The following is a 22,701-nucleotide window of genomic DNA, read 5'->3' on the forward strand; positions in this document are numbered from 1 at the left end:
CCTTCCTCAAGTGCCTGGCGTGTACCAAATCGGCGAGGTGTAGGCCCGTTCGGTGATGGTCATCGCCGTGCCTGGCAGGGCCTTTACGCCGAACCGCTTGACGTCGTAGGCGGTCCAGCGCGGGGTCGGGATCTCGATCACCCGTCCATAGTAGAAGGCCGGCTGGCTCGCGTCGAAATCCGGGTCCTCCCACACCGCGCTGAGCTCCGGGGAGCCGATCGTATTGGTCCAGCCGGCGTTCGCGGCATCCACAGTGTCGCCGACCGATGGCAGCTTGCCGGTACCCGCGTCGGGCTTCCGGTCGCCGGACCAAGCCACGTCATAGACCTTCTCGTTCAGTTTGCCGTCCGCCTCCAGCCAGCCCTTGACGATCTGGTAGCGGTCGAGGTTGGCGCCAAGCGGATCTTTCAAGGCGGCGACCAGGAAGGTCGGTTTCTTGCCTTCAGGCGCCTGGCGAAGATCGCCGCCCATCGGCACGCCCTTGTTGTAGCCGATCTGCCCCGGCAGTCGATTTTGCGCATCCTTGCTTTCAAACTCCCAACCGCCGAAGAACCGTACCAGCATGCGCGGGCCGGTGGTGGCGTAAGTTTCCTTGCGCTGCATGGCATCCCAGATCGATGCGCGGGTGTTGTCCTTGGCCCAGACGGCTGCGTAGCCGGAGGCGCCGACCTCCCAGTCCATGATTTTCACGCCGGTCTGGGCATTGTTGACAAAGGTTGCGCCGATGCGTTCCGGGCTCGGCTCCTGCGGTGTGGTCTTGCCGAAGAAATTGTCCTCCTCCATGGCGGTGAGGCCGGTGTGCGCATCGCTGCTGCTGATGAGGCCGAACTTGTAGGGGTTGGTGCCGAGCTCGCGCTCGAGCTTCAGTCCGTTCTTGAGGGCCGAGCGGGCATACTCGAACTCGAGCATGTCCTTGGTCTTGGCAACGCTGCCGTCGAGATTGCCCTTGTCCCAGATCTCGAAAGTGGCGAATTCGTCGTTCGGCGACAGGAACGGATGCGACTCGCCGGTACCCTTGGTCTGCGAGGTCTCGTAGAGCCGCTCCCATTTCGCCCGCTGCTCGACATATTCGCGGTCCACGGGCTTGCCGAACTGCTCGACGGTGGGGAACATCAGGCCGCTGCTGAGATTGCCGTTATGCGCGATCGCGAGCACATCGCCGCCAGTCTTCTGTTCATAAGCGCCCATCCATTTCCACAAATCGACCGGATTGTCGCTGCCGTAGGGCGGATAGACGGTGAACGGCTCGACCTGGCTCGCCTTGTCGCCATTGTCGCGGAAGATGACATTGCGGTGCAGATTGTTGCCGCCGGTATTCGACGTCCACTCGTAACCGATGAAGGCGGTGAACAGCCCGGGATTGTTGTAGTCCTCCGCGGCGGCGATCGTTTCCTGCCACGCGCCCTTGTAGGCGGGCGTGCCCGGGAAATACATGATATCCTTCGGGAACGTCCCGTGCGAGAAGGCGACGATGATCTCGATCGCCGCATCCGCGCCTTTGCCGGACTGTATCATGTCGTACCATTTCTTGCCGGTAGGGTCAGCCAGCATCTCAGGCTTGCCGGCGAACAGATCCGGGAAGAAGCCCATATTGTCGGAGTGATCGGCGACCACGAGAAAGTCGAGCGGGCGGGAAAGCTTCACCGGCTGGCCGGTGGACGAGGTAACCTCCTCGCCCCTGGCGAAGCGGTAAGCGTCCCGCGGTGTCAGCTTGGCGCCGAATGCGCCTGCGTCCATGGAAAACGCGGTGTGCAGATGCGTGTCGCCGAAGAATGGGCGCGTCGGGAAGTCGCGCTCCGCGTATGGCGAGTAGGCCGGCGGGTGCTGGTGCGCGGCGTCGGCCTTTCCCTTGTCCAGGGCCCCGGCGTCCTGCGCAATCGCCGGAAGCACGAAGCCCATCAGGCTTGCTAGTGCCGTCCCGTACAGCAATGTCTTGGTCATGGATTCCCTCCTGAAGGTTGAACTGCGTCAGTGATGAGCTGGGCGGCAGGCGGCATCGCCGCATGGCTCGCGCCCAACTTGGCAATAGGTTGGCCTCCGACGTGTCGATAGGTGCCGATGAAGTCCGACTTCTGCTTCTCGGACCCGTAGAAGCGAATGAGGCCGCGCTCGCCGGCCTCGCTAACAGCCAGCCGGCCGAGCGCGATCTCGCTGATGACAGCCTCGCCGGTTACCAGAACCAGATCGCCCGGTTCGGCGGAGGCAACATGGACCTTGGCATGCAAACCATCGGCGCTCGGCTCGAAGCGGGTCCAAAGCACCGGCTCGACAAGGACAAGAGAAAAGGCTGGCTGCGATGGCTCGGATGACGCGGCGCGGAGCAATTCGGCGAACCCGGTGAGCGCCGTCTGGGTCGCGCGAAATCGCTGCCCGAACAAATCTGCTCCGGCCCGATTGAAATTCGCCAAGGGCAGCCGCCGCGCCGCGACCTCCCGCGATATGGCACCGATGACATGAAGCGAATCCGGATAGGCCCAGTTCAAAACGCCGCGCGAAACCGACTGCGGGCTGTCATAGCCGCACGCGACTGCTTCCGCAGAGGGGGCCATCACCCCCGCCATCAGGGTTAGCCAGACAACGCCGGAGTTTCTCAACGCTAGAACTCTCATAGTGCTCCCACCCAATAGGAAGGTCGCATCGTCCAGCCGGGCTGGCCGCTGCGAGGGCTTTGCCTGCCCTTGGTGAGGCTCGCGCATTGTTCGGCGGCACGGAACGTAATTAACTGTATCCTACAGGCGGAATTCATTGGGGGTGGCCAGGCAGGGATCTCATGGGCCACACCCTCAGAATTTCCGCGGTGATCCAGGTCGGAACGAAAACCAGGCGTGAACAAAAAGCAGGGCCTAGCGCGGTATGGGGAACAACCGTCGGCCACAATAGTTTTCCGACCTGGGCACCTTCCATCCCGAGATAGGCGAGATAGATGGCGGCAAGGACGTTGTAGGTCAGCATTCCCGCCAGCGGTGAGCTCCTTCCCTGATCCTGCCGGCCCATCCAACTGCTTACTGCCAGAGCGAGCAGCGCGACGCCGGTGACGCGGGCAACTGTCAGCCCGTACCGGTCAGACCGTCGCCGAGCAACAACACGGCGACCGTGCTCGGAACGACGATCAGGGCCACACCCATGGCGGCCTCGATGACACCTGCTGCCGCAAGTAACCAAACAACCGGCACCGCTATCAATGCTCGCCGCGAACTCAACAGTACACACCGGCCGCGCAGCGCCGTACCGTGCGCCGCGCCACCCCGGCGACACTGACCGGCGTCAGGGGACGCCCGACCCTGGCCTCGGCGCTGGAGACAAGGCTGCTAAAGCCGGGAAGCGCTAGCTGCTGCGAGGCTTCAAGCCCGAACAGTCCAACGGCTCCGGCGAGCACGACGATTCTCAGTTTTCTCGACACGGTCATTTGGCGGCTCCTGGCGAAAGATGTGTGGGCAGTTCATCGAAGTCGACAAGTTCCTTCAGATCGACCTTCTTGGCGCCTTGAAGGCGAAATCGTCCGCGGCAACATCAGCGCCGGTTTTCCAGTCGCTGATCTGAATGCTGTATTGCGGACCCCGGTCGACTGCGTTGGACGTGATGACATAACGGCAGGGATAGGGATGCTCACCTTGCGCGATCCATATCTGCCAATCGACTTCCTTTTTCCGAAACGCCAGGTGATCGCACTCCGTGCCGCCGATCACGCCGCTGCCGAGATCCTTGACGTCGGTGACGTCGCGCATCAACTCGTCGTAGACGTTCGACAGCAGAAGATCGGCGCCGGGGACTGGCCTCTTGTATTTGTTCCGCAGCTCGTCGACCAGATGATCGAGTGTGCCGGGGACATCGACCTGCGTATAGAGATTGGCGTCCTTGCCCAGCAGCGTCAGCGTCTTGCCGTCAAACACCATTTCGACGTTGGCAAACCCGCCGTGGCGGCTGCCGCGGAACTTGTCGGGCCGGCTGAGATCCACCATGCCCGAACTCGCCAGCAGCAGCTTCTGGTGATCCTTGGTGACGATCTCGAGATTGGTGTCGTATCGGAACGATATGGTCGTCTGCGCGGTCAGATAATCCGACATCGCCTTGAGCATGCTCTTGGCCGCAGCCTCGTCGGCCCTTGCGGGCGCTCCCAGGCCAATCGCCAGAACCAGCGCCACAACAGGTGCCGCAAAGCTTCCGACCAATAATTGACCTATAAAAGATCGTCTGTTGGTTTTCATGCCAGTCACCTTCCGGCTTGTTGCGCCGAGGTGACGTTGCGGCATTGCCGCTCCGTGCGCAACGTAACTAACTGTATCCTACTCGAAGAATTACGGTCAGTCTGGGATCGTGAGGCCGGCTTTCTCAGCGAGCCAATCAAGAAGTCGACGTCTTGCGAACGGGCTTATCCTTGCCGCGCGATGCAGCGCCGAGGCGGAGACCGCCGCCGCCCAGAGTCGCGCGCGTCGACGATATTGTCCGCAGACAACTAGAACGCTTTTCTCTCAGTCGGCCACGACCTGCCAGGTATCGTCCGGATTGAAGCGTTCGATGTATGTCACGATGGCGTCCGTTGCTGGCCCGAGATCGGTCTCGTAGACGACGCCGTGCTGGTTGACGGCGAAGGTTTTCACGCCTGACTCGCCATATTTGGCTGGCCAGGCGATGAGGCCGAAGCCGGCGATCATATTGCCGTTGATGATGTAGTCGTAGGCGCCGCCGGCGATCTGGTCGCCCTGGCCGGTCAGGATCTTGTACTTGTAGCCGAAATAGCCTTCGCCCTTGGCCGCGTCCTCGAGCTCGGCCTCACTAACGGCGTCACCGGCCGGACTCTCGCCGTTGATGTCGTCGGTCGGCCAGTAGAGCCCGTCGGTCGCGCCTTCCGAGCTTATCAGTTTCTGCGCGAATTCCTCCACGCCATCCTCGTCGCGGTCCTGCGATGCATAGTCCTCCTGCGCGTCAACATAGGCGCGCATCGTCTCGATCGCGCTGAGCTCGTTCTCGCCGACATACCGGTTCACGATCTCTTCGAGCCCGGCATAGGTGTCGAAAGCCCACTTGCCGTCCTCGCCCTTGACGATCGGAAAAGGCAGCGGCCACAGCTTGTCGCCGATCTGCAGCGTGCGGCGGTCGCCCTCGCCATCGAGGACAAGCTGCTTGGCCACACCCTCCTTGATCGCCGCCAGCGTCTCGTCCGAGTTCTCGTCGGCCTTCAGCTTTTCCGCATCGAGGCCGAGCAGTGCCGCAACCGCACCGTTGCCGGCGTCGTCCAGCGCCTTCTTGAACGCCTCGACAGCCGCTTCCGGCGTGTCGAAGACGGGCGGCTCGGCGGCGGCCGCAAAGGCGGTGATCTCCGGCGCCTCCGGCGCATCCTGTGCGGCGGCTGGCTGCGAGACAGCGATGCCCACTGCAAGCGCCACGGCGCAGACAGAGCGGAGAAGGATCTTATGCAAAACTCCCGTGTGACGGGTGGTGCTGAACATCTGTGTCATAATCCTGTCCTCCCGTTCCGTTAACGCTGGCGTCCGCCGCCGCCGCGCTTGATCTGCTTGTGGCCGCCACCGCCGCGCTGGCCGCCACCCATCGATTGGTGGCCGCGGTTGGAGCTGACCTTGGTCGCCTTGCCGCGATTGACGTTGCCAAGCCCCGACGGTTTCTTCGGCCGGTTGTCGACCTTGGCTGCGGGTTTCGGCTTGCCAGCCGGGCGGTTCACCTTGGCCGGCTTCGCCGCCGGGCGATTGGCGGTAGGCTTGGCCGCAGGTTTCTGCATGTTGGCGGGCTTGGCGGGGCGGGTGACGTTGGCTGGCTTCGCCTTCAGCCCGTCGAGCGTGCTCTTGCGGATGTCTCTCGTTGCAGCCGTCTTGCCCGGCACCCTGTTGGCAAGTTTGTCGTTCTTCTTGATGTCGCGGGCGCGGTCGCGGATGGCGTTGTCGCCATTCTTCTCGATCCGGTTCTTGATGTTGGTCTGGTCGAACTTGTTGAACTGATCGCGGTCGATCTTGATCTTGCTGCGATCGACATTCTTCCAGTCGACGTCGTTGATGTTGATATTGCCGTTGAAGTCGCGGTTGTTGAAGCAATTGTTGCAGTCGATATCGATGTCGTTGCCGTTCCAGCCTCCACCCCACACGCCCCAATCATCCCAGTCGACGGCGGCGGCCCAGATGGCGCCCGTCACCGCCCCGGCGAAGAAGGTCGCTCCGGGATACCAGTAATAGGGATAGGGATCGGGATAATAGCGGATCGGTTCCCACACGTAATCCGGCTCATAAAACATCTGCGGCGGATATTGCGGAACGTAGATCACGTCAGGGCTTGCCGACTTGATGATGACGTTGTCGTTCTCCTTGACCACCTGGATCTTGTCGTCGGTCTTGATGACGCCCTTGGCGACCGCCTCGTCGCGCAGCTGCTGGATGGCAACCAGCACGTCCTTCTGCTGGTAGGCAATGGCGTCGCCGAGCTCCTGTGTCCATTCGAGGTCGTCGCTCATCATCTTGACGATGTCCGGATAGTTGAGCAGCGACACCACGGAGCCGTCCCAGCTCTCTTTCGGCTTCAAACTCTTGTCCTTCTCGTACCGGTCGAGGAAGCGCGCCGCCTCGACGATCTGCAGCGGATAGAGTGCAGCAGCCGTGATCACCGCGATCAGCTCGTCCGGATAGAGCGCGATGCGCGCCACAAGCACCTCCATCTCGTCCGCGCTCAACGGCTCCGGCGAGGCCGCCGCATCGCCGGATGCGTCAGCCGCCGCGACCTGTTCTTGTGCAAAGACAGGATGCGCCGAGCCAAACCCGGCAAGCAGCAGCGCCAGCGCCGCAGCGCCGATCTTCAACATATTATTGCCCGTCATGCTCTATCCTCCCTGCTTGTCGTCGTCCCGGCAGGCCTTTGTGCCGGGCGGCTATTTTGGAAATAGGAACGTCACCGCGCCGCGGAATCCAAACCCGTCGGGGCCGCTGTCGGGGCTTTCGGCCCAATAGCGCACCCGGCGGTGAAGCTCACTGGCTGATGGCCAAACTTGGTAAGCTTAGCCACGGTGAAGTTCACTGGAACCGACCAGTCCTCGGTTTCCCAATTGTATGTGCTTTCCGTGTTGACGCCGAACGTCCACACGTCGGCAGTCGTGTAGGAGACGAAGGGCTGCAGGAAGGTGGAGCTGATATCCGCCCGGTCGCCCTCGCCGGCAAAGGACCAGATGTGGTTCCCCAGCGCGCCGAACGTCCAGCCGTCGATCTGCTTGAGGACGACGGCGGTCGGACCGGCGCCCCATTTGCCGCCGCCTAGCAGATCCTCGGTCGCGGTCGGAACGAGGAACACCGGACCTACGCCCCAGATGATGCCCGATGGCCCCGGGTTCTTGGGCGAGAAGAACAGGCTTTGGGTGATATCGCCAAGGCCGGATTGCTCGCCCGAAGGTCCGGCGATGTCGTTCTGCCAGATGACAGGCAGGATGGTGCGCGAAATCATGTTCCAGTCGTCGTTAAGCGAGACGGGGATAACCGGCTGGATGTTGAGATAGGCGCGCTCGCCGTCGTTAGGGCCGAAGCCGCTGTCATAGTTGAACTGCAACGGTACGCTGATCAGCGACGCGATCGGATTGGAAAGCTTCTTGGCGAGTTCCTGGCTGTCGTCCTGGGCTGCAGCGAAATCGCAAAAGACAGATACGACGGCAAAGGCGATACCCGTAGGAATGGTTTGGATTGCTTTCATGCAAGCGCCTCCCGGCAGCGCGAAGTCACTTATTCGTTAGACAATCCCAACAAGGCGTCATCGATAGCAGACAGCAAAAAAGTGGCTGCGAAAGGCTTGCAAAGAAAGGCCACGCAGCCCGCGTCGCGCGCCTCCGCTTCAAGCGCTTCGTCGTCAACGGCGGTGATGAAGATAATCGGCAAGCTAGAGCCGAAATCGCGAAGCCAGCGCCGCAGCTGGATTCCGGACATGTTGGCGAGGTGAATGTCGAGCACCAGGCAGCCGATCGTGCCGGCAAAATCGGATTCAAGAAACGTCTCCGCCGACGCGTATCCATGCGTTTGGTGACCGTGCGCGTTTAACAACCGTTCGATGCTTCTCCGCATGCTCGGATCGTCTTCCACGACAGCCACTGTTCGTGGCGGGCTTTCCAAATTCGGCTCCTCGAAGGGGCGACGCATGCGAGTACCAACGGAGAGATTGTGAGCCGAGTTAATGTCGCTGGATATTGGCCTTTGGGGAAGGACCGAATGTTGGATTTGAGCCTGTTTGCGCTGCCCGAACGGCCCCCAGCCTCTCCGCGATCGATACCATCTCGGCGAGGGACGTAACGCCCAACTTTTCCATGACGCTGTGCCGATGCGCCTTGATCGTGCGCTCGGAGGTGTTCAGGTCGTACGCAACCTGCTTGTTTCGCTTGCCGCGAACGACGAGATCGAAAACCTGGATTTCGCGCGGCGTGAGATCTGATACTTTGGCCTGCAGCGCCTGAAGCAGGTCGTGACCGGCGCGCCGCTTTTCATTGTGGGCGAGCGCACGATCAATCACATCTCGTAAGGTTTTCGACGAAACGGGTTTTTCCAGAAAATCGGCAGCGCCGCCTTTCATCGCCTGAACGCCGGCCGAAATCGTGCCTTGACCGGTCAGAAAGACGATGGGCAGCAGCGGGACGGTTTGCGCAAGCCTTTCCTGCAACTCCGGGCCGCTGAGCCCAGGCATACGCAGGTCCAGCAGGATGCAGCCGGTTTCAGATTTAGGCAGACGTGCGAGAAATTCCTCACCCGATTCGTAGCAGCTCGCACCAAAACCATAGGTTTCAACGAGACGGCCTAGCGCCGTGCGAAACGATCTGTCGTCGTCGATGATGTGGACAGTCGGTTCCATGGTCAGGCAGCTTCGGCAAGCGGCAGGACAAACCGGAATACCGCGCCGCCGCCGGCACGATTGTCCGCCCAGATCTTTCCGCCGTAGGTTTCGACAATGGCACGTGCGATTGAGAGCCCAAGCCCGGTGCCGGTGGATTTGGTCGTGTAGAACGCATCGAATACACTGTCGAGGCGGTTTTTCGGAATGCCGTGCCCGGTGTCGGAAATCGACAGCTCCACCTTCGCGTCATCATGCAGCGCGGCGTGAAACGTCAGCTTGCGATCGATGGTAGAGGCATCAGTCATGGCGTCCATCGCATTGGTTGCCAGGTTCAGAATGACTTGCTGAAGATGAACCCTGTCGGCCCTGACCGGTAGTCGATGGCCCGGTTTTTCGGCGCTGACAACGACGCGCCGCTTTTCCGCCTCAGCGTGCAGGATATTGATGGAGCTGTCGACGACCTCATTGAGGTCGAACTCCTGCCAGTCGATCGCATTCCTTTTCTTGAGCAGGCCGCGAAGGCGCAGAATGATGTTCCCGGCTCGCTGGTCATCATCTTTGATATCAGCCAAAATTTGCTGGATGATATTCAGGTCCGGGGTCTTTCCCTTCAGGATGGCCTCCGCCGCCTCAGCGTTGCTGAGAATGGCGCCGAGCGGCTGGTTCAGTTCGTGGGCTATCGATGCCGACAATGCGCCTGCGGTTGCGGACTGATTCATGTGGACCAGCTCAAGGAGACGCAGCCTGGATTCACCTTCGGCGGCGAAACGCCGGCGTCGCTCGAAGAGCAGCCCAGTGATGATCAGGGCCTGTAAGGCGACCAGGGCAATGGCTCCCGCGACCAAATCGCCATGCTGCTCCCAAAGCGTAGGTTCTCTGAAACTCAACGCGGTCTCTGCAGGAAGCGCGCTTTCCGACAGGCCCCATCGCTTTAGCTGCCTTGCGTCGGCAAAGAATGTTTGCGGCACTTCGATGTCTGTGATCGGCTTTCCCGCGAGTGCATCCAAAGCCAAGCCGGCGACCGCGTTTCCCAAGGACTCGAAGGTTACCGAGTTTCCGCCGACGACACCTTGACCAATATAAGTGTCATAAGGGCCATAAATCGGCGCACTAGCCTTCGCCGCCACTATTCCTAAAGCGTCTTTGGGCAGGAAGTTGCGGCCTGTACTATCGGCAAGAATGGTGAGGAACAGGACAATACTGTCCGGTGGGAAGTGGGAGGCACGCTCCACGAATTCATTGATCGAATAATCTTCCAGGTAGGTGGTTGCGTAATCTTTTGAAGCGGCCGCGAGGTCGGTTCTAGCACTGTCAAGCCAAGTGCGATCGAAAGCTGCCGAACCGCCAATGATGAAAAGATTTTCGGCGTCGGGCTGGAGGGCGCGGGCCAGTTCAAGCGTCTTGGCAATGTCGAATTCGCTGAAAGCCCCGACGACACCGGCCGGCAGGTTGAGTTTCGAACCACTGTCGCGCCCGAAGCCGCAGAACACGATCTTTGCGTCGGGCGCGATCGCCTCACGGTTACTGACGATGAAACGGGTTGCCGATTCTCCGAGCGCGATCACGACGTCCGGGCGATGATCGAAGTATTTCTCGGCCATGTACCGTGCCATGCGGTCGATGTGAGCAGGCTCGGGAAACCTCGATAGGTCCAGATATTCCGAGAACAGATCGATTTTGCCGGCCGTCGCCTCCTGCAGTCGCTCCCTGGCGTTATCTCCGGCAATCGCACTCGCGGGCAGCCACTCGTCATACGGATGGAGGATGAGCACGCGCGGGGACCGACCGACGATTTCAGCGGTCGCAAAGCCGCAAGCCAGGAAAATGGCGACCAACATAACGGCAAGGAACCCGACCGCGTTCTGCACGCGTCGGCGCGACCGAACAGGCGGATCGCGAAGCATGATGAATGTCCCCTCGTAGCCCAAGTTCTTAGCCGGGAAGTAGATCGGGCAGCGTTACCGCATCTGCACCTGAACAACTTCCCCAAAGGACAATATCACCATCGCATCGTCGGGGCTACCGTGGCGTCAGCTTGCGCGCTCCGTCTGATTAAAGGCCGGCGCACAGGCGCAGAATCGTTCCAATTCGAGCGATTGGCGATTTTATTTCGCCCAGCAGGAGGAGCTGACATGAGTTCTAAAATTCTTACTTACAGCATTGGGATACTGACTGCTGCGACGGTCCTTTGGGGCGCGCATGCGCCGGCACAGGCCCAGGATGCGCAAAAGCCCAACATCCTGTTCATCATGGGCGATGATATCGGCTGGATGCAGCCCAGCATCTATCATCAGGGCCTGATGGTCGGCGAAACGCCCAACATCGATCGCATCGGCCAGGAAGGTGCGAAATTCATGACCTACTATGCCGAGCAGAGCTGCACTGCCGGGCGGACCGCCTTTATCACCGGCATGCAGCCGGTGCGCGTCGGCATGGTCCTGCCGGAAATTCCCGGAAGCCCGTCCTACCTGCGGGCCGGCACGCCTCACCTCGCCAGGTTCCTGAATGATCTCGGCTACTCGACAGGCGAGTTCGGCAAGAACCATCTCGGAGATACCACCGAATCCCTGCCGACGGCACACGGGTTCCAGGAATTTTGGGGCTACCTCTATCACCTCGACGCCATGCAGGGGGTGAGCTTCCCCGACATCAACAAGAGCCCGACCGAGCAGGGGATCGCGCCACCTTGCATGAATACACCGATCCCAGGCCTGGCTGAGGTTCCGGGCGCGGTCGATCCCAAGACAACGACCTGCCTGACGCCACCGCGTCCAATGCTCGCGTGCACATCCTCCGACGGATCCCCGGCAAATCAATCCTGCAAGGACGAGGGTCCGCTGACGCTGGAGCGGTCAAAGACCATTGACGAGGAAATCTCTGCCAAGGTCGTCGACTTCCTCGACCGTAACGACCCCAAGCAGACCAACAAGCCGTTCTTCGTCTGGTACAACCCGGCGCGCATGCACATCACGACGGTGTTGCCTGACAAATATCTGAATATGATCGGCGAGCCCGGCGGCAAGGACTGGGGCATGAACGAAGCCGGCATGAAGCAGATGGACGACAACATCGGCGTCGTCCTCAAGAAGCTGGAAGACATGGGCCAGCTCGACAACACCATCGTCGTCTTCACCACCGACAACGGAGCAGAGACGATCACCTTCCCGGATGGCGGCACCACCCCGTTCAAGGGCGGCAAGCTCAGCACTTGGGAAGGCGGCATGCGTGCCCCGCTGGTCGTGCGCTGGCCTGGGCACATCGAGCCCGGCACGGTCAAGAACGACATCTTCTCGGCGCTCGACTGGCTGCCGACGCTCGTGAACATCGCAGGCGGCCCGAAGGGTGATGGGTTGAAGAAGGAGATCGAAACGGGCAAATATCCGAATGTCGTCAAGACCACTCTCGACGGCATCGATCAGCGGGACTTCCTGGAAGGGAAGTCGCCATCCGCGCGCGACACTTTCTTGTACTATTCCGGCAAGGAGCCGTCGGCGGTCCGCTACAAGAACTGGAAGATGTATTTCGCGATGGTATCAGACGATCCGGCTGGCTTCATTGCCGGTGTAATGCCCTTTGCCTGGACCCAGGTCGTCAACATCAAGCGCGATCCGTTCGAAACTTCGGTCGGACAGCAGATCAAGACAATCACCGGTATGGGCGGCTCCATCGCGTCACCGTCCACCGCCTACGTCTATGACTGGAACATCCTGCCCATCGGCCAGCAGTTGTGGCTGAAGCATCTCGAGACCTACATCGCCTTCCCGCCGCTCCAGGACCCTGCAAGCTACAATCTGGAGCAAGTGATGGCGCAGGTCCGGAGCATGAAGACAGGTCACGACTGACCCGCCATGCCGGACGCCCCACTTCGAGGGGCGTCCGGTCGCGCGTCAGCCTGGCTGCGCGCCCAACGCTCGCCACCGCGATCATCTTCCCCAAAGGACAATATCACCCAGACTTGCTCAGAATTACCGTAGCGTCAGCCCGAGCGGGTCGACTGGTTAAGTGCCGGCGCTCAGGCACGGATCGTTTCCAATTCGAGCGATTGGCCAGGTTTCTATCCTAGGCAATCAAGAGGAGCCAAAATTGAGTCGTAAAATCCTCAGTTACGGTATCGGGACATTGGCTGCTGCGGCCATGTTCTGCAGCGTACTCGGTTCGGCGCACGCGCAGGACGCGCAGAAGCCCAACATCGTCGTCATTATGGCAGACGACGTCGGCATCTGGAACATCGGCGCCTACCATCGAGGTATGATGGCCGGGCGCACACCTAACCTCGACAAAGTCGCCGCCGAGGGCATGCTGTTCACCGACTACTACGCCGAGGCGAGTTGCACGGCTGGTCGCGCGGCCTTTGTTACCGGCGAGCTTCCAATTCGCACCGGGATGACCACCGTTGGCCAAGCCGGCGCCACTGTCGGCCTGCCGGCAGAAGCAATGACCATTGCGACAGCGCTCAAGGACTTGGGCTATGCTACCGGCCAGTTCGGCAAGAATCATCTGGGCGACCGCAACGAGTACCTGCCCACGGTCCATGGCTTCGACGAGTTCTTCGGCTATCTCTATCACCTCGACGCTATGGAAGACCCGTCGCACCCGAACTATCCGCAGGATCTGCTGGACAAGGTCGGCCCGCGCAACATGGTTCACAGCTTTGCCACCGACACCGACGATGCAACGATAGACCCACGCTGGGGCAAGGTCGGCAAGCAGAGGATCGAAGACGCCGGCACGCTCTATCCGGACCGGATGGAGACTGTGGATGACGAAATCCGCGATATCGCGTTCAAGTGGCTCGACAAGGCGAAGGCGGACAACAAGCCGTTCTTCCTGTGGCTTAACCCCACGCGCATGCATATCGTGACTCATCTGTCGCCCAAATATGAGGCTTTGCGCAATTCCGAGAACGGATGGTCGCTTCAGGAAGCGGGCATGGCCCAGCTCGACGACATAGTGGGCGCGACCATGCAGAAGCTGAAGGACATGGGCGTGGACGACAACACGATAGTCGTGTTCACGACCGACAATGGGACGGAGACCTTCACCTGGCCCGATGGCGGCAATACCCCGTTCAAAGGGCAAAAAGGCACCGTCTATGAAGGCGGCTTCCGCGCCCCCGCGATGATACGCTGGCCCGGCAACGTGCCTGCGGGAACAGTCGAAAATGGCATCATCTCCGGTCTCGACTGGTTCCCCACTTTCGTTGCCGCTGCCGGTAATCCGAACATCAAGGACGAACTGCTGAAGGGCAAAACCGTCGGCGACAAGACCTACAAGAACCATCTCGATAGTTACAATCAGCTGGACTTGGTCACCGGCAAGGGACCCTCGGCCCGGCAGGAGGTATTCTATTTTGGCGAAAGCACTCTCGGAGCGGTGCGCATAGGCGACTACAAGTATCGCTTCATTGACCAGCCCCACGGTTGGATCGGCGTCAAGAACCAGCTCAACGCGCCCACCCTGACAAACCTGCGCCTGGACCCGTTCGAGCGCTTTGGCGATCCTGAGAACGGGACTTTGGATGGCGCGCAGGGAAATTTTATGGGCTGGTTTGTCTACGAGTTCTGGCGCTTTGTGTTCGTCCAGCAGCAGGTAGCTGCCCTCGCCCAGACCGCAATCGAGTATCCGCCGCTGCAGAGGGGCGCAAGCTTCAACCTCGACGCTGTGAAGGCGCAAATCGAGGCAGCGGTCAAGCAACGCGCAGGTCAGTAAAGCTTGTCTGGCTGGCCGATCGCAAATTGCGATCGGCCGCGCATGCCCTATGCCAGTCGGCAGCCGTCCTGGATGAAAAGAAAGGGAAGTTTATCCGGGCCTGGAGCGAACCGTAACCGCTCGAATCAGCAATTTCGTACAGGTACGGTCCCTTTGAATTGCATCATCGAAATGCGGAGGAACCTTATGTTCGTGCCACGTGATATCCAGACTGCCGCGCGTGCCGTCGTTGTATCCCTGACGATAGCTCTCACTCCGGCCGTCGCGCTCGCCCAGTCCGACCCCTTGCCCTCTTGGAACGACACCGCGCCGAAGGCTGCGATCGTCGAGTTCGTCGAGAAGGTGAGCAAGGAAGGCTCGCCCGACTTCGTGCCGGAGCCCGAACGCATCGCGGTGTTCGACAATGACGGCACGCTGTGGGTCGAACATCCGATGTATGTGCAACTCGCCTTCGCGCTCGACCGTGTAAAAGCTGAGGCGCCAAGTCATCCCGAATGGGCGACCACCCAGCCGTTTCAGGCCGTGCTCGAAGGCGACATGAAGGCGCTCGCAGCAGCCGGTGAAAAGGGCCTGGTGGAACTCATCATGGCGACCCACGCCGGCATGACCGTCACGCAATTCCAGACAATCGTGACCGACTGGATCGCCAACGCGCGCGATCCACGCTTCAAGAAGCCTTATACCGAGTTGGTCTACCAGCCGATGCTCGAACTTCTCGCCTATCTGCGGGCCAACGGGTTCAAAACCTTCATCGTGTCTGGCGGCGGCGTCGAGTTCATGCGCCCCTGGACGGAAAAGGTTTACGGCGTTCCGCCGGAACAGGTGGTCGGCTCTTCGATCAAGACGAAGTTCGCGATGAAGGACGGCGCGCCGACGCTGTTTCGATTGCCCGAGGTCAACTTCATCGACGACAAGGCCGGCAAGCCGGTCGGCATTCAGGAGCATATCGGCCGCAAGCCTATTGCCGCGTTCGGCAATTCGGACGGCGATCTTGAAATGCTGCAATGGACGACTCTCGCCGACGGTCTGCAGTTCGGCTTGATCGTTCATCACACCGACGCCGAGCGCGAATATGCCTACGACCGGAAAAGCGAGTTCGGCCATCTCGACCTGGCTCTCGACGCCGCCGCCATCAACAAATGGACGATCGTGGACATGAAGGCCGACTGGAAGCAGATCTTTCCGGGAAACTAGAGCCAGCGTGTGAACGCTTGGATTCCGCCACTTAAACGAGAGGATAATTCTATGAACGTCAATCGCATCATGACCACGATAGCCCTCGCAGGCGGCCTGGCTTTGGCGACTGCCGGCGCAATGGCACAGGATTCCGCAGAGAAGCCGCACGTGCCACTGCAAAAGACGATCGGCCAGGCTACGGCGACAGGACCGATTCCGTCGCTCGCCGTCATCAATTCGCAGGGCGCCACGCTCGACGGCGGCAAGCTCGTCCTGACCGGCGTTTCGAAAAACTCAATCGTCTTTGCCGATCGGCCGGTGCGGGCCGCCGGTCATGTTGCGACCGAGCAGTTCATTATGCAGTGGGATGAGGGCAAGGACAACTTCGCCGTCGACCCGCCGAACGCAACGGTCTCAGTTCTTGGGGGAGACGGCTCGGAGGTGAATGATGCCGTGGTTACGCTCAAGGCTCCGAAACTTGAGGGGAACACGCTGACGTTCGACGTTGCCGTTCTGGAAGGCAGTCTCAACAATGCGAGCGGGCCTGCGGCACTTTTCATTGACGCCTTCGCGTTTCGCGGACCGGGCGGTGGCGGATTCGCCCATGTGGGCGGCTACGGCGGCGCGGTCTGGCATGGTGGCGGATACGGTTATCACGGTGGCGCATACTGGCATGCTCCTGTCTATCGTGGAGCTTGGTATGGTGCTGGCGCTGTGGCGGGGGCCGCAGTTGCCGGAGCTGCTGTTGGCGCCGCTGTCGGGGCCGCTGCCGCCCCATACGCATATCCGCCGTACTGCGGATATTATCCTTACCCCCCGTGCTATTGAGACAATCTGCAACAAGGACGCTGAGCATGGTTTACAAGATGATTTTCAGCGGTCTGATCCTGATGGCCTCTTTTGCGCTCGCCGGCCCTGGGCGAGCGCAAACGATCAGCTATGGCGACGCCATCACGGTACTTGCCAAAGACTGCGGCGCAGACATCAAGAAATATTGCAGGGGCCTCAATCTCGGCAACAACGAGATCCGCAATTGCGGTGAACAGGCGTGTGCATCTCATCAATTTGGGCGTGGCAAACTGAGTGCGAGCGTAACGTGAACCAACATTCTCGAATGCGCGTCCCGCTTGTCGTTGAGCATCCTCGGGAGGCGAGAACTATCAGGATTTTGACGGTGCTGGCAGTGTTGGGCGCAACATCCGAGGCGATGGCAGAAAGCACGTCCCTAGGAATATCGGTGACGTCCGACCGGCAGGAACAGGACCTGGGCGTTCCGCAAAGCACCAAGGTCGATATCAGCGCGTCGCACACGTTTGATGTCGGCGTCATTCTGGGTGCCTCGGTCCAATATTCCGACACTGCCTTCAGCAACTCCGCGACCGCAAACCTCGAAACTACGGCAGGCTATCGAGTTCATTTCAACGATATAGTCTCTGTCAAGGGCAGCGTCGGGGTTGGCGCACGGATGCAGGTATCGGGGGACGGCGACGACATTGCATACTATGTGCTGCGCGCAGAGGCTGATATAAAGCTCAACAACACAGTGACCTGGAATGCCATTGCGTTTCGATACCGCGATGCATTCGATGTCGATGACGACTACCTAACGCCGCAGCTTGCGACCGGCTTCACTTTCAAACTGGACGAGCACAATTCAGTTTCGAGCAAGGTCCAGTATAACTGGAAGGACTGGAACCCGGACACGATAGGCTTCGAACTAAGCTATGCCCATTCTTTCTAGACGCTCGTTCGAGCGCCTGCCCCATCACCCGTCCTAGCTGGTGATTGGCATTACAGCGTGCTCATGCCAACCGAGCGAAGCCCATCATGAATGACCGTAACTTGCCTGGCCGAGCCGCTGCTAGTCTGGCAATAGCAGCGCTGGGCTCCTTGCTTGTGATAGCTACGCCCAGGGCCGGTCTGGCTGCAGAAATAGGTGGTTCCACATCTGATCCACAAATCGCCATTCATGACGGGTTCGTCGACGAAAAAAGATGCGCCTCCTGCCATGCTGACCAAGCGGCCGCCTTTTCCAAATCGAACCACGCCAAGGCGATGGCGGTCGCCAACGAGAACACTGTGCGCGCGAATTTCGACGGCGCCCGCTTCGAGCATGACGGCATTCTGACGACTTTCTTAAAGCGTGGAGGCGAGTACCTTGTCCGCACGGAGGGGCCAGACGGCAAGGAAGGCGAATTCCAAGTCAAATATACATTCGCCTACGAACCGCTACAGCAATATCTCATCGATATCGGCGGCGGCAGGCTGCAGGCGCTCGATATCGCATGGGACACGACCAAACAGGAATGGTTCTGGCTCGGCACGGGCAAGCCCGCGAGACCCGGTACGACCTACCACTGGACCGGCCCATTCTATCGCTGGAACCGGACCTGCATCGACTGTCATTCGACCGATCCCCAAGCGAATTTTGAGCCGGAGACCGGCGAGTACCAATCGACCTATGTCGCAACGAGCATCGGCTGCCAGTCATGCCACGGCGGCGGCGCGAAACATGTGGAATGGGCTGAGGCGGGCAGTTTACAGTCGGTCGCCAACTTTGGCCTCGCCCCAGTCGACCAGGATGTGTGCCTAGGCTGTCATTCTCGACGCACGAAACTTCTAGGCGGCTACGGACCAGGCAAAGCCCTTCTCGATCATTTCTCGCCGGACCTGCTGCGCCCGGACCTCTACTTTCCCGACGCGCAGATCCTGGACGAGGTGTTCGAATATGGCTCGTTCCAGCAGAGCAAGATGGCGAGAGCCGGCGTCGTCTGCCTCGACTGCCACAGGCAACACGAGGCGACCCTGAAAGCCGAGGGCAACGCCGTATGCACCCAGTGCCATACCGAGACTAAGCCGGAACGATTTGCAGACTTCGACCCAAGCGGCAGTTTCGACACGCCCGCGCACACGCACCACCCTGTTGAGTCCGCCGGAGCGCTCTGCGCCAACTGCCACATGCCCGAGCGCACCTATATGAAAGTTGACCCGCGGCGCGACCATTCGTTGGTCATTCCACGGCCCGATCTGTCTATCGCTTACGGCACTCCGAACGCTTGCACGACCTGCCATGCAAAAGAGACGAACGCGTGGGCGGCGGAAACCATGGACACATGGTACGGCGTAGCCTGGCGCCAGCGCCCGACGATTGCCCATGCCTTCGGAGGTGCGGCCCGTAACGATCCGGCGGCGATAATGGCGTTGCGTGCCCTCGTCGCCGACCGAGAGCAGGCTGGCATCGTCAAAGGCAGCGCGATCGCGGAGATGGGTCGCATCGGCGGCGAGGCAGTCGTCGCCGATGCGAGGGCCGCAACCGAGAATTCCAATCCCCTCATCCGATTGGGTGCGGCACAGGCGGCCGGCAATCTCCCGCCTGAGCTGCGGCTCGAGGCCGTCGGCAAACTTCTTGCCGATGAGACCCGCGCTGTACGGGTGGCCGCCGTAATGGCTCTCGGCAATGCGCCGACCGGCGACCTGCTGGGTGATCAACGCCGCGATTTCGACGCTGCGGTGGAAGACCTTCGCGCGTTTGTGCAGGCGAATGCGGATATGGCGGAAGCACAGAACAGCTACGGCCTCTTCCTGATGGGGCAACGCCAAGCGGCTGAAGCGGAAGCTGCGCTTCGTCGCGCCATCTCTCTCGACAGCAGCCTCGCCGGAGCGCACGCCAATCTGGCCGAACTTTACAGGGCGACCGGCCAGAACGAGAAGTCGGAAAGCACCTACGCTGAGGCCATTAGGGTTTCGCCCGAAGATCCGCTGCTCCGATACGGTCACGCCCTGTCGCTGGTTCGCGCGAAAAACATGACTGGCGCAATAAGCGAGTTGGAGGCTTCGGTGCGGCTTGCTCCAGCCAATGTTCAATACAGGACCACGCTAGCGATAGCTCTCGACTCGGTCGGTCGCACCGGCGATGCATTCCAAATGCTTGGCGAATCGGTCACCAACGGCTCCGCCGATCCGAACCTGCTCGGCACCGCCATTCAATTTGGGCTTAAGTTGCGGCGCTACCCCGAAACGCTGAGACTGGCTGAAGAACTTGCCCGGCAGCAACCGGACAACGCGCAACTTGCCGACTTGATCGTGCAATTGCGCGCTAGCCGATGAGTGGGAACGCTTGCAGATATTCAGCCAGCGGCAGCTATTGGCCTAACTTTCCTGTTCAATGAGCATAAGCTCCGCCTTTTCTGCCGTCAGCCGCCGCGACCTGTTCTTGTGCAAAGACAGGATGCGCCGAGCCAAACCCGGCAAGCAGCAGCGCCAGCGCCGCAGCGCCGACCTTCAACATATCATTGCCCGTCATGCTTCGATCCTCCCTGTCTGTCTCGGCAAGCCTTAGGCCGGGCCTTTTTTGCAGTATTTGTCACGTTCTGCGTGCAATGCAGCGGAAACCTAAATGGCACGTCGACGTATCGATCGGCTGCGCCATCCGCGCGGCCGGGCGGTAGCGCCGGCAATAGTTGGGCGCGCAAAGATGCGATTGGCCGGCGACCGATGTGCTGGTGGATGCCGACAGGCTTGCCCGCCTTGTCGTCAATGAAGTTGATTTCCGGCAACCGCATGAGTACCGGTGTCCCGTCGCGCATTTCGAAACTGGTCTTGCCGCTGCTGCCGACGACCTGCTCGGGCGGTATGCCGGTGTTCTTCACCAAATCCGGCTTTTTTTTCGAGCCAGGCGCGTTCACACTGAGCGGTCCGTGCGTGAACATCTTGGTCCGCCAGAGTCGCACATTTACAAGAGTCAACAGATCAACCGACGTCCTTGCTTCAACCATTGCTTCTCGACGCCGACTCGATGATCGCCGCTTTCTATTCACCCTGTACAGTCTGGGCTGCTTTCTGCTGGGCAAGCGATATCACATTAGCCGCAGCCACGGCCGCCTGCTTCTCATCGGTTCCCACCTGGACCGTGGGCTGGGCAAAATGGATGCCGTTCTCTGCGAACGCCTGCTGGATCATGGTGTAGGCCTTGCGCCTGACGCCGAATTGGTGACCGGGCTTGGTCATGAAGGCGAAGCTCAGCTCGATGCCGAAGTCGCCGAACTGCTCGACGCCCTTCATCTTCACCGTCTCGATGATCTCCGGCGCCAGTTCAGGATCAGCAAGCAATTCCGCGCCGATACCCTTCAAGAGCTTCTTCACCTTCCTGATGTCGGTGTCGAACGACACCCGGATCCTGAACTTGTCGATCACCCAGTCGCGGCTCATGTTCTGCACCGCGCCAAGGTCGCCGAACGGAACCGTGAACACCGGGCCGCGATGATGGCGCAGCTTCACCGAGCGTAGGCTGAACGATTCGACGGTTCCCTTGTAGCTGCCGCTCTCGATGTACTCACCGACCCGGAAGGCATCGTCGAGCATGTAGAAGACGCCGCTGAGCACATCCTTGACCAGGGTCTGCGAGCCGAAGCCGATGGCAACCCCGAAGATTCCCGCGCCGGCGATCAACGGAGCGATCTGCACGCCGAGCCCCGAAAGCACCATGAGAACGGCCACAGTAGCAAGCAGCACAGCCAGGATGTTGCGGAAGATCGGCAGCAAGGTCCTGAGCCGGCTCCGGCGTGCCGCCTCAGCCGGCGTGATTGTGTCGTCGACCGCGGCCAGTTCCAGCGTCCGGCCGATATAGGCTTTCGCCAGTTGCCAGATGAGATCGGCAACCAGCAAGATCAGGACACCGTGGAACAGGCCGCGCACGATGCGGTTTATCGTGGTATTACCTTCTGCCATTACACCTGGGTCCAGGCGCCAGACCAGGCTCAGCCACAGCACCGCGAGCAGGATCACCAGCGCGCGAACGCCGCGGTTGATCAGCACTGTGCGAACGGAATTCGCCGAGGTGGCATTGTCCGGCCGGACCACCAGCGCCTCTGCCACATTGCCGGCGATGGTCAACGCCTTTGACAATAGCAAGGCATAGATGCCGAGCCATAGCGCGCCGTTGAGCTCGGCGACCCAGAGCCCCCAGAGGAGAACCAGGTAGATGGTAAGGAGCCATTCCCTCGTGCTTATGCGCTGTGTGGTCGCTGGTCCGCCTGGACGCCGCCAGACCATCTCGACGGCGAGGACCAGAAGCCCGATGCCCAGCAGATAGGCGATCAAACGCGTTGCATCCGGCGAAAAGCCCAGGTGCGGAAGCAGGCTGACGGTCGCCCATCCGGCCATCAGATAGCCGGTGAAAACGGCCAGCCGGCGATACCAGAAATGGGCTTCGGCATCGCTCGCCGGAACAAGCCGGAGCGGTTTCTCCTGTCCCGCCGGAATGGCGCTGCCATTCGGTGCAAGCAGGATCCTGCCGATGGCCATCACCACCCGCGCGACGATGAATGCGACCAGATAGGTCAGGATGACAACGCGCAGCAAGGCGGGCCAATCGAAGGCCAGGAAAACCCCAGCGCTTACGAGGGAAAACACGACGAGCGGCGCCAGTTCCGGGAGTAATCGGGCGGCACGATTGGCCTCGCGTGCGGCGCTTGCATCGGCTGCCTGGCCCGAGCCAGGCTGCTTCACTCCGCCCACCGCACGCTTGAATAGCCACTCCGCTCCGAAGCCAAGCGCCAGCAAGGCTGCGAAGAGAACAAGTATGGTGGCGAATCCACGGTTGTTGATTTCTGACCTCACAATTCGGACGGCGTTTGCGGCCTCGCCCGGGATGCGCGGAACCGCGTTACGCAACGCAACGAGATGGCTGCGAATGAGGCTGTCCCAGACCGCCATCTGCGAGGCGGCTGGCGCACCTGGTTTGTCCGCAGGGGGCACTGCCATGGCGTCCAGCCGCGCGCGGATGTCGGGATCATCAAGCATCTTGATGAACGCCTGAAATTTTTCATCCGCCACCGGCATGGTCGAAGTTTGCTGCGCCTGCGCCATCGAGGCGCTGCCCATTGCCGCCAACCACACCAATGCCAGCGCGGCCATGACGCACACCGCCAAAAATGGCGACTTTTGCCGGGATATCTCGATCGCTCTCATGCTGCCCTCCCGCGAAAATCCGATCTCGACTGATCTACCCAGTCA

Annotated in this window: 17 protein-coding genes and 4 pseudogenes; 7 read left to right on the top strand and 14 right to left on the bottom strand. The window is 60.6% G+C overall.

The genetic code is table 11. The features are described 5' to 3' along the window. Nucleotides 1–6 precede the first annotated feature (6 nt). From IHQ72_RS28170 to IHQ72_RS28215, 10 genes and pseudogenes are all read right to left on the bottom strand, one after another. Nucleotides 7–1,941: a DUF3604 domain-containing protein gene (locus tag IHQ72_RS28170; protein ID WP_258118704.1), complete on the bottom strand. Its 1,935-nt coding sequence runs from the start codon at nt 1,939–1,941 to the stop codon at nt 7–9. Then, entirely contained in the window at nt 1,938–2,549 is a 612-nt protein-coding gene (locus IHQ72_RS28175) for a hypothetical protein (RefSeq protein WP_258118706.1), read from the bottom strand. Before IHQ72_RS28175 ends, IHQ72_RS28170 begins: the two co-directional genes overlap by 4 nt. A gap of 647 nt (nt 2,550–3,196) precedes the next feature. After that, a complete protein-coding gene (locus IHQ72_RS28180; RefSeq protein WP_077377871.1) occupies nt 3,197–3,406 on the bottom strand; it encodes a hypothetical protein in 210 nt (69 codons plus the stop codon). Beyond that, nucleotides 3,403–4,076: pseudogene (locus IHQ72_RS28185) on the bottom strand (DUF2092 domain-containing protein). Before IHQ72_RS28185 ends, IHQ72_RS28180 begins: the two are co-directional and overlap by 4 nt. Before the next feature lie 393 nt (nt 4,077–4,469). Next, nucleotides 4,470–5,456: a DUF2950 domain-containing protein gene (locus tag IHQ72_RS28190; RefSeq protein WP_258118708.1), complete on the bottom strand. Its 987-nt coding sequence runs from the start codon at nt 5,454–5,456 to the stop codon at nt 4,470–4,472. Between the two features lie 20 nt (nt 5,457–5,476). Next, on the bottom strand, nt 5,477–6,817 hold the full coding sequence (locus IHQ72_RS28195) for a DUF3300 domain-containing protein (protein ID WP_258118709.1): 1,341 nt from the start codon (nt 6,815–6,817) through the stop codon (nt 5,477–5,479). 51 nt (nt 6,818–6,868) lie between these two features. Then, nucleotides 6,869–7,677: pseudogene (locus IHQ72_RS28200) on the bottom strand (transporter). Nucleotides 7,678–7,706: 29 nt separating this feature from the next. Beyond that, nucleotides 7,707–8,117, bottom strand: coding sequence for a response regulator transcription factor (locus IHQ72_RS28205; protein ID WP_258118710.1), 411 nt, complete (start codon nt 8,115–8,117; stop codon nt 7,707–7,709). 31 nt (nt 8,118–8,148) lie between these two features. After that, complete coding sequence (locus tag IHQ72_RS28210) at nt 8,149–8,820, bottom strand: response regulator transcription factor (protein WP_258118711.1); 672 nt, start codon at nt 8,818–8,820, stop codon at nt 8,149–8,151. Between the two features lie 2 nt (nt 8,821–8,822). Further along, complete coding sequence (locus tag IHQ72_RS28215) at nt 8,823–10,640, bottom strand: sensor histidine kinase (RefSeq protein ID WP_258123950.1); 1,818 nt, start codon at nt 10,638–10,640, stop codon at nt 8,823–8,825. Between the two features lie 411 nt (nt 10,641–11,051). Here IHQ72_RS28215 and IHQ72_RS28220 point away from each other — a divergent pair, with 411 nt between their 5' ends. The 7 genes from IHQ72_RS28220 (at nt 11,052) to IHQ72_RS28250 (ending at nt 19,794) form a co-directional block, all read left to right on the top strand. Continuing rightward, complete coding sequence (locus tag IHQ72_RS28220; RefSeq protein WP_258123951.1) at nt 11,052–12,644, top strand: arylsulfatase; 1,593 nt, start codon at nt 11,052–11,054, stop codon at nt 12,642–12,644. A gap of 292 nt (nt 12,645–12,936) precedes the next feature. Next, on the top strand, nt 12,937–14,511 hold the full coding sequence (locus IHQ72_RS28225; RefSeq protein WP_258123952.1) for an arylsulfatase: 1,575 nt from the start codon (nt 12,937–12,939) through the stop codon (nt 14,509–14,511). A gap of 186 nt (nt 14,512–14,697) precedes the next feature. Beyond that, complete coding sequence (locus tag IHQ72_RS28230; protein WP_258118713.1) at nt 14,698–15,705, top strand: HAD family hydrolase; 1,008 nt, start codon at nt 14,698–14,700, stop codon at nt 15,703–15,705. A 51-nt stretch (nt 15,706–15,756) separates the two neighbouring features. Beyond that, nucleotides 15,757–16,515 (top strand): hypothetical protein, encoded by a 759-nt coding sequence (locus IHQ72_RS28235; protein WP_258118715.1) that lies wholly within the window; start codon nt 15,757–15,759, stop codon nt 16,513–16,515. A 26-nt stretch (nt 16,516–16,541) separates the two neighbouring features. After that, the gene (locus IHQ72_RS28240) at nt 16,542–16,787 is read left to right on the top strand and encodes a hypothetical protein (RefSeq protein WP_258118716.1); all 246 of its coding nucleotides are present in this window, start codon (nt 16,542–16,544) and stop codon (nt 16,785–16,787) included. A gap of 74 nt (nt 16,788–16,861) precedes the next feature. After that, on the top strand, nt 16,862–17,428 hold the full coding sequence (locus IHQ72_RS28245; protein ID WP_258118717.1) for a hypothetical protein: 567 nt from the start codon (nt 16,862–16,864) through the stop codon (nt 17,426–17,428). A gap of 86 nt (nt 17,429–17,514) precedes the next feature. Next, entirely contained in the window at nt 17,515–19,794 is a 2,280-nt protein-coding gene (locus IHQ72_RS28250) for a tetratricopeptide repeat protein (RefSeq protein ID WP_258118718.1), read from the top strand. A gap of 55 nt (nt 19,795–19,849) precedes the next feature. Here IHQ72_RS28250 and IHQ72_RS28255 read toward each other — a convergent pair whose 3' ends face one another. From IHQ72_RS28255 to IHQ72_RS28270, 4 genes and pseudogenes are all read right to left on the bottom strand, one after another. After that, a complete protein-coding gene (locus IHQ72_RS28255; protein WP_258118719.1) occupies nt 19,850–19,990 on the bottom strand; it encodes a hypothetical protein in 141 nt (46 codons plus the stop codon). 60 nt (nt 19,991–20,050) lie between these two features. Next, nucleotides 20,051–20,173 (bottom strand): annotated as a pseudogene (locus IHQ72_RS37220) (formylglycine-generating enzyme family protein); the annotation flags it as partial. After that, a pseudogene (locus tag IHQ72_RS28265) lies at nt 20,160–20,324 on the bottom strand (haloacid dehalogenase-like hydrolase); the annotation flags it as partial. The pseudogenes IHQ72_RS37220 and IHQ72_RS28265, both read right to left, overlap by 14 nt. A 172-nt stretch (nt 20,325–20,496) precedes the next feature. Next, nucleotides 20,497–22,656 (bottom strand): mechanosensitive ion channel family protein, encoded by a 2,160-nt coding sequence (locus tag IHQ72_RS28270; RefSeq protein ID WP_258118721.1) that lies wholly within the window; start codon nt 22,654–22,656, stop codon nt 20,497–20,499. Nucleotides 22,657–22,701 lie beyond the last annotated feature (45 nt).

Source organism: Mesorhizobium onobrychidis, assembly GCF_024707545.1.
Lineage (GTDB): Bacteria > Pseudomonadota > Alphaproteobacteria > Rhizobiales > Rhizobiaceae > Mesorhizobium > Mesorhizobium onobrychidis.

What these genes read in the sequence shown, in the direction of transcription:
- IHQ72_RS28170 (WP_258118704.1), bottom strand. Translation starts at nt 1,941, where the DNA reads ATGACCAAGACATTGCTGTACGGGACGGCACTAGCAAGCCTGATGGGC.
- IHQ72_RS28175 (WP_258118706.1), bottom strand. Translation starts at nt 2,549, where the DNA reads ATGGCCCCCTCTGCGGAAGCAGTCGCGTGCGGCTATGACAGCCCGCAG.
- IHQ72_RS28180 (WP_077377871.1), bottom strand. Translation starts at nt 3,406, where the DNA reads ATGACCGTGTCGAGAAAACTGAGAATCGTCGTGCTCGCCGGAGCCGTT.
- IHQ72_RS28190 (WP_258118708.1), bottom strand. Translation starts at nt 5,456, where the DNA reads ATGACACAGATGTTCAGCACCACCCGTCACACGGGAGTTTTGCATAAG.
- IHQ72_RS28195 (WP_258118709.1), bottom strand. Translation starts at nt 6,817, where the DNA reads ATGACGGGCAATAATATGTTGAAGATCGGCGCTGCGGCGCTGGCGCTG.
- IHQ72_RS28205 (WP_258118710.1), bottom strand. Translation starts at nt 8,117, where the DNA reads ATGCGTCGCCCCTTCGAGGAGCCGAATTTGGAAAGCCCGCCACGAACA.
- IHQ72_RS28210 (WP_258118711.1), bottom strand. Translation starts at nt 8,820, where the DNA reads ATGGAACCGACTGTCCACATCATCGACGACGACAGATCGTTTCGCACG.
- IHQ72_RS28215 (WP_258123950.1), bottom strand. Translation starts at nt 10,640, where the DNA reads ATGTTGGTCGCCATTTTCCTGGCTTGCGGCTTTGCGACCGCTGAAATC.
- IHQ72_RS28220 (WP_258123951.1), top strand. Translation starts at nt 11,052, where the DNA reads ATGGGCGATGATATCGGCTGGATGCAGCCCAGCATCTATCATCAGGGC.
- IHQ72_RS28225 (WP_258123952.1), top strand. Translation starts at nt 12,937, where the DNA reads ATGTTCTGCAGCGTACTCGGTTCGGCGCACGCGCAGGACGCGCAGAAG.
- IHQ72_RS28230 (WP_258118713.1), top strand. Translation starts at nt 14,698, where the DNA reads ATGTTCGTGCCACGTGATATCCAGACTGCCGCGCGTGCCGTCGTTGTA.
- IHQ72_RS28235 (WP_258118715.1), top strand. Translation starts at nt 15,757, where the DNA reads ATGAACGTCAATCGCATCATGACCACGATAGCCCTCGCAGGCGGCCTG.
- IHQ72_RS28240 (WP_258118716.1), top strand. Translation starts at nt 16,542, where the DNA reads ATGGTTTACAAGATGATTTTCAGCGGTCTGATCCTGATGGCCTCTTTT.
- IHQ72_RS28250 (WP_258118718.1), top strand. Translation starts at nt 17,515, where the DNA reads ATGAATGACCGTAACTTGCCTGGCCGAGCCGCTGCTAGTCTGGCAATA.
- IHQ72_RS28255 (WP_258118719.1), bottom strand. Translation starts at nt 19,990, where the DNA reads ATGACGGGCAATGATATGTTGAAGGTCGGCGCTGCGGCGCTGGCGCTG.
- IHQ72_RS28270 (WP_258118721.1), bottom strand. Translation starts at nt 22,656, where the DNA reads ATGAGAGCGATCGAGATATCCCGGCAAAAGTCGCCATTTTTGGCGGTG.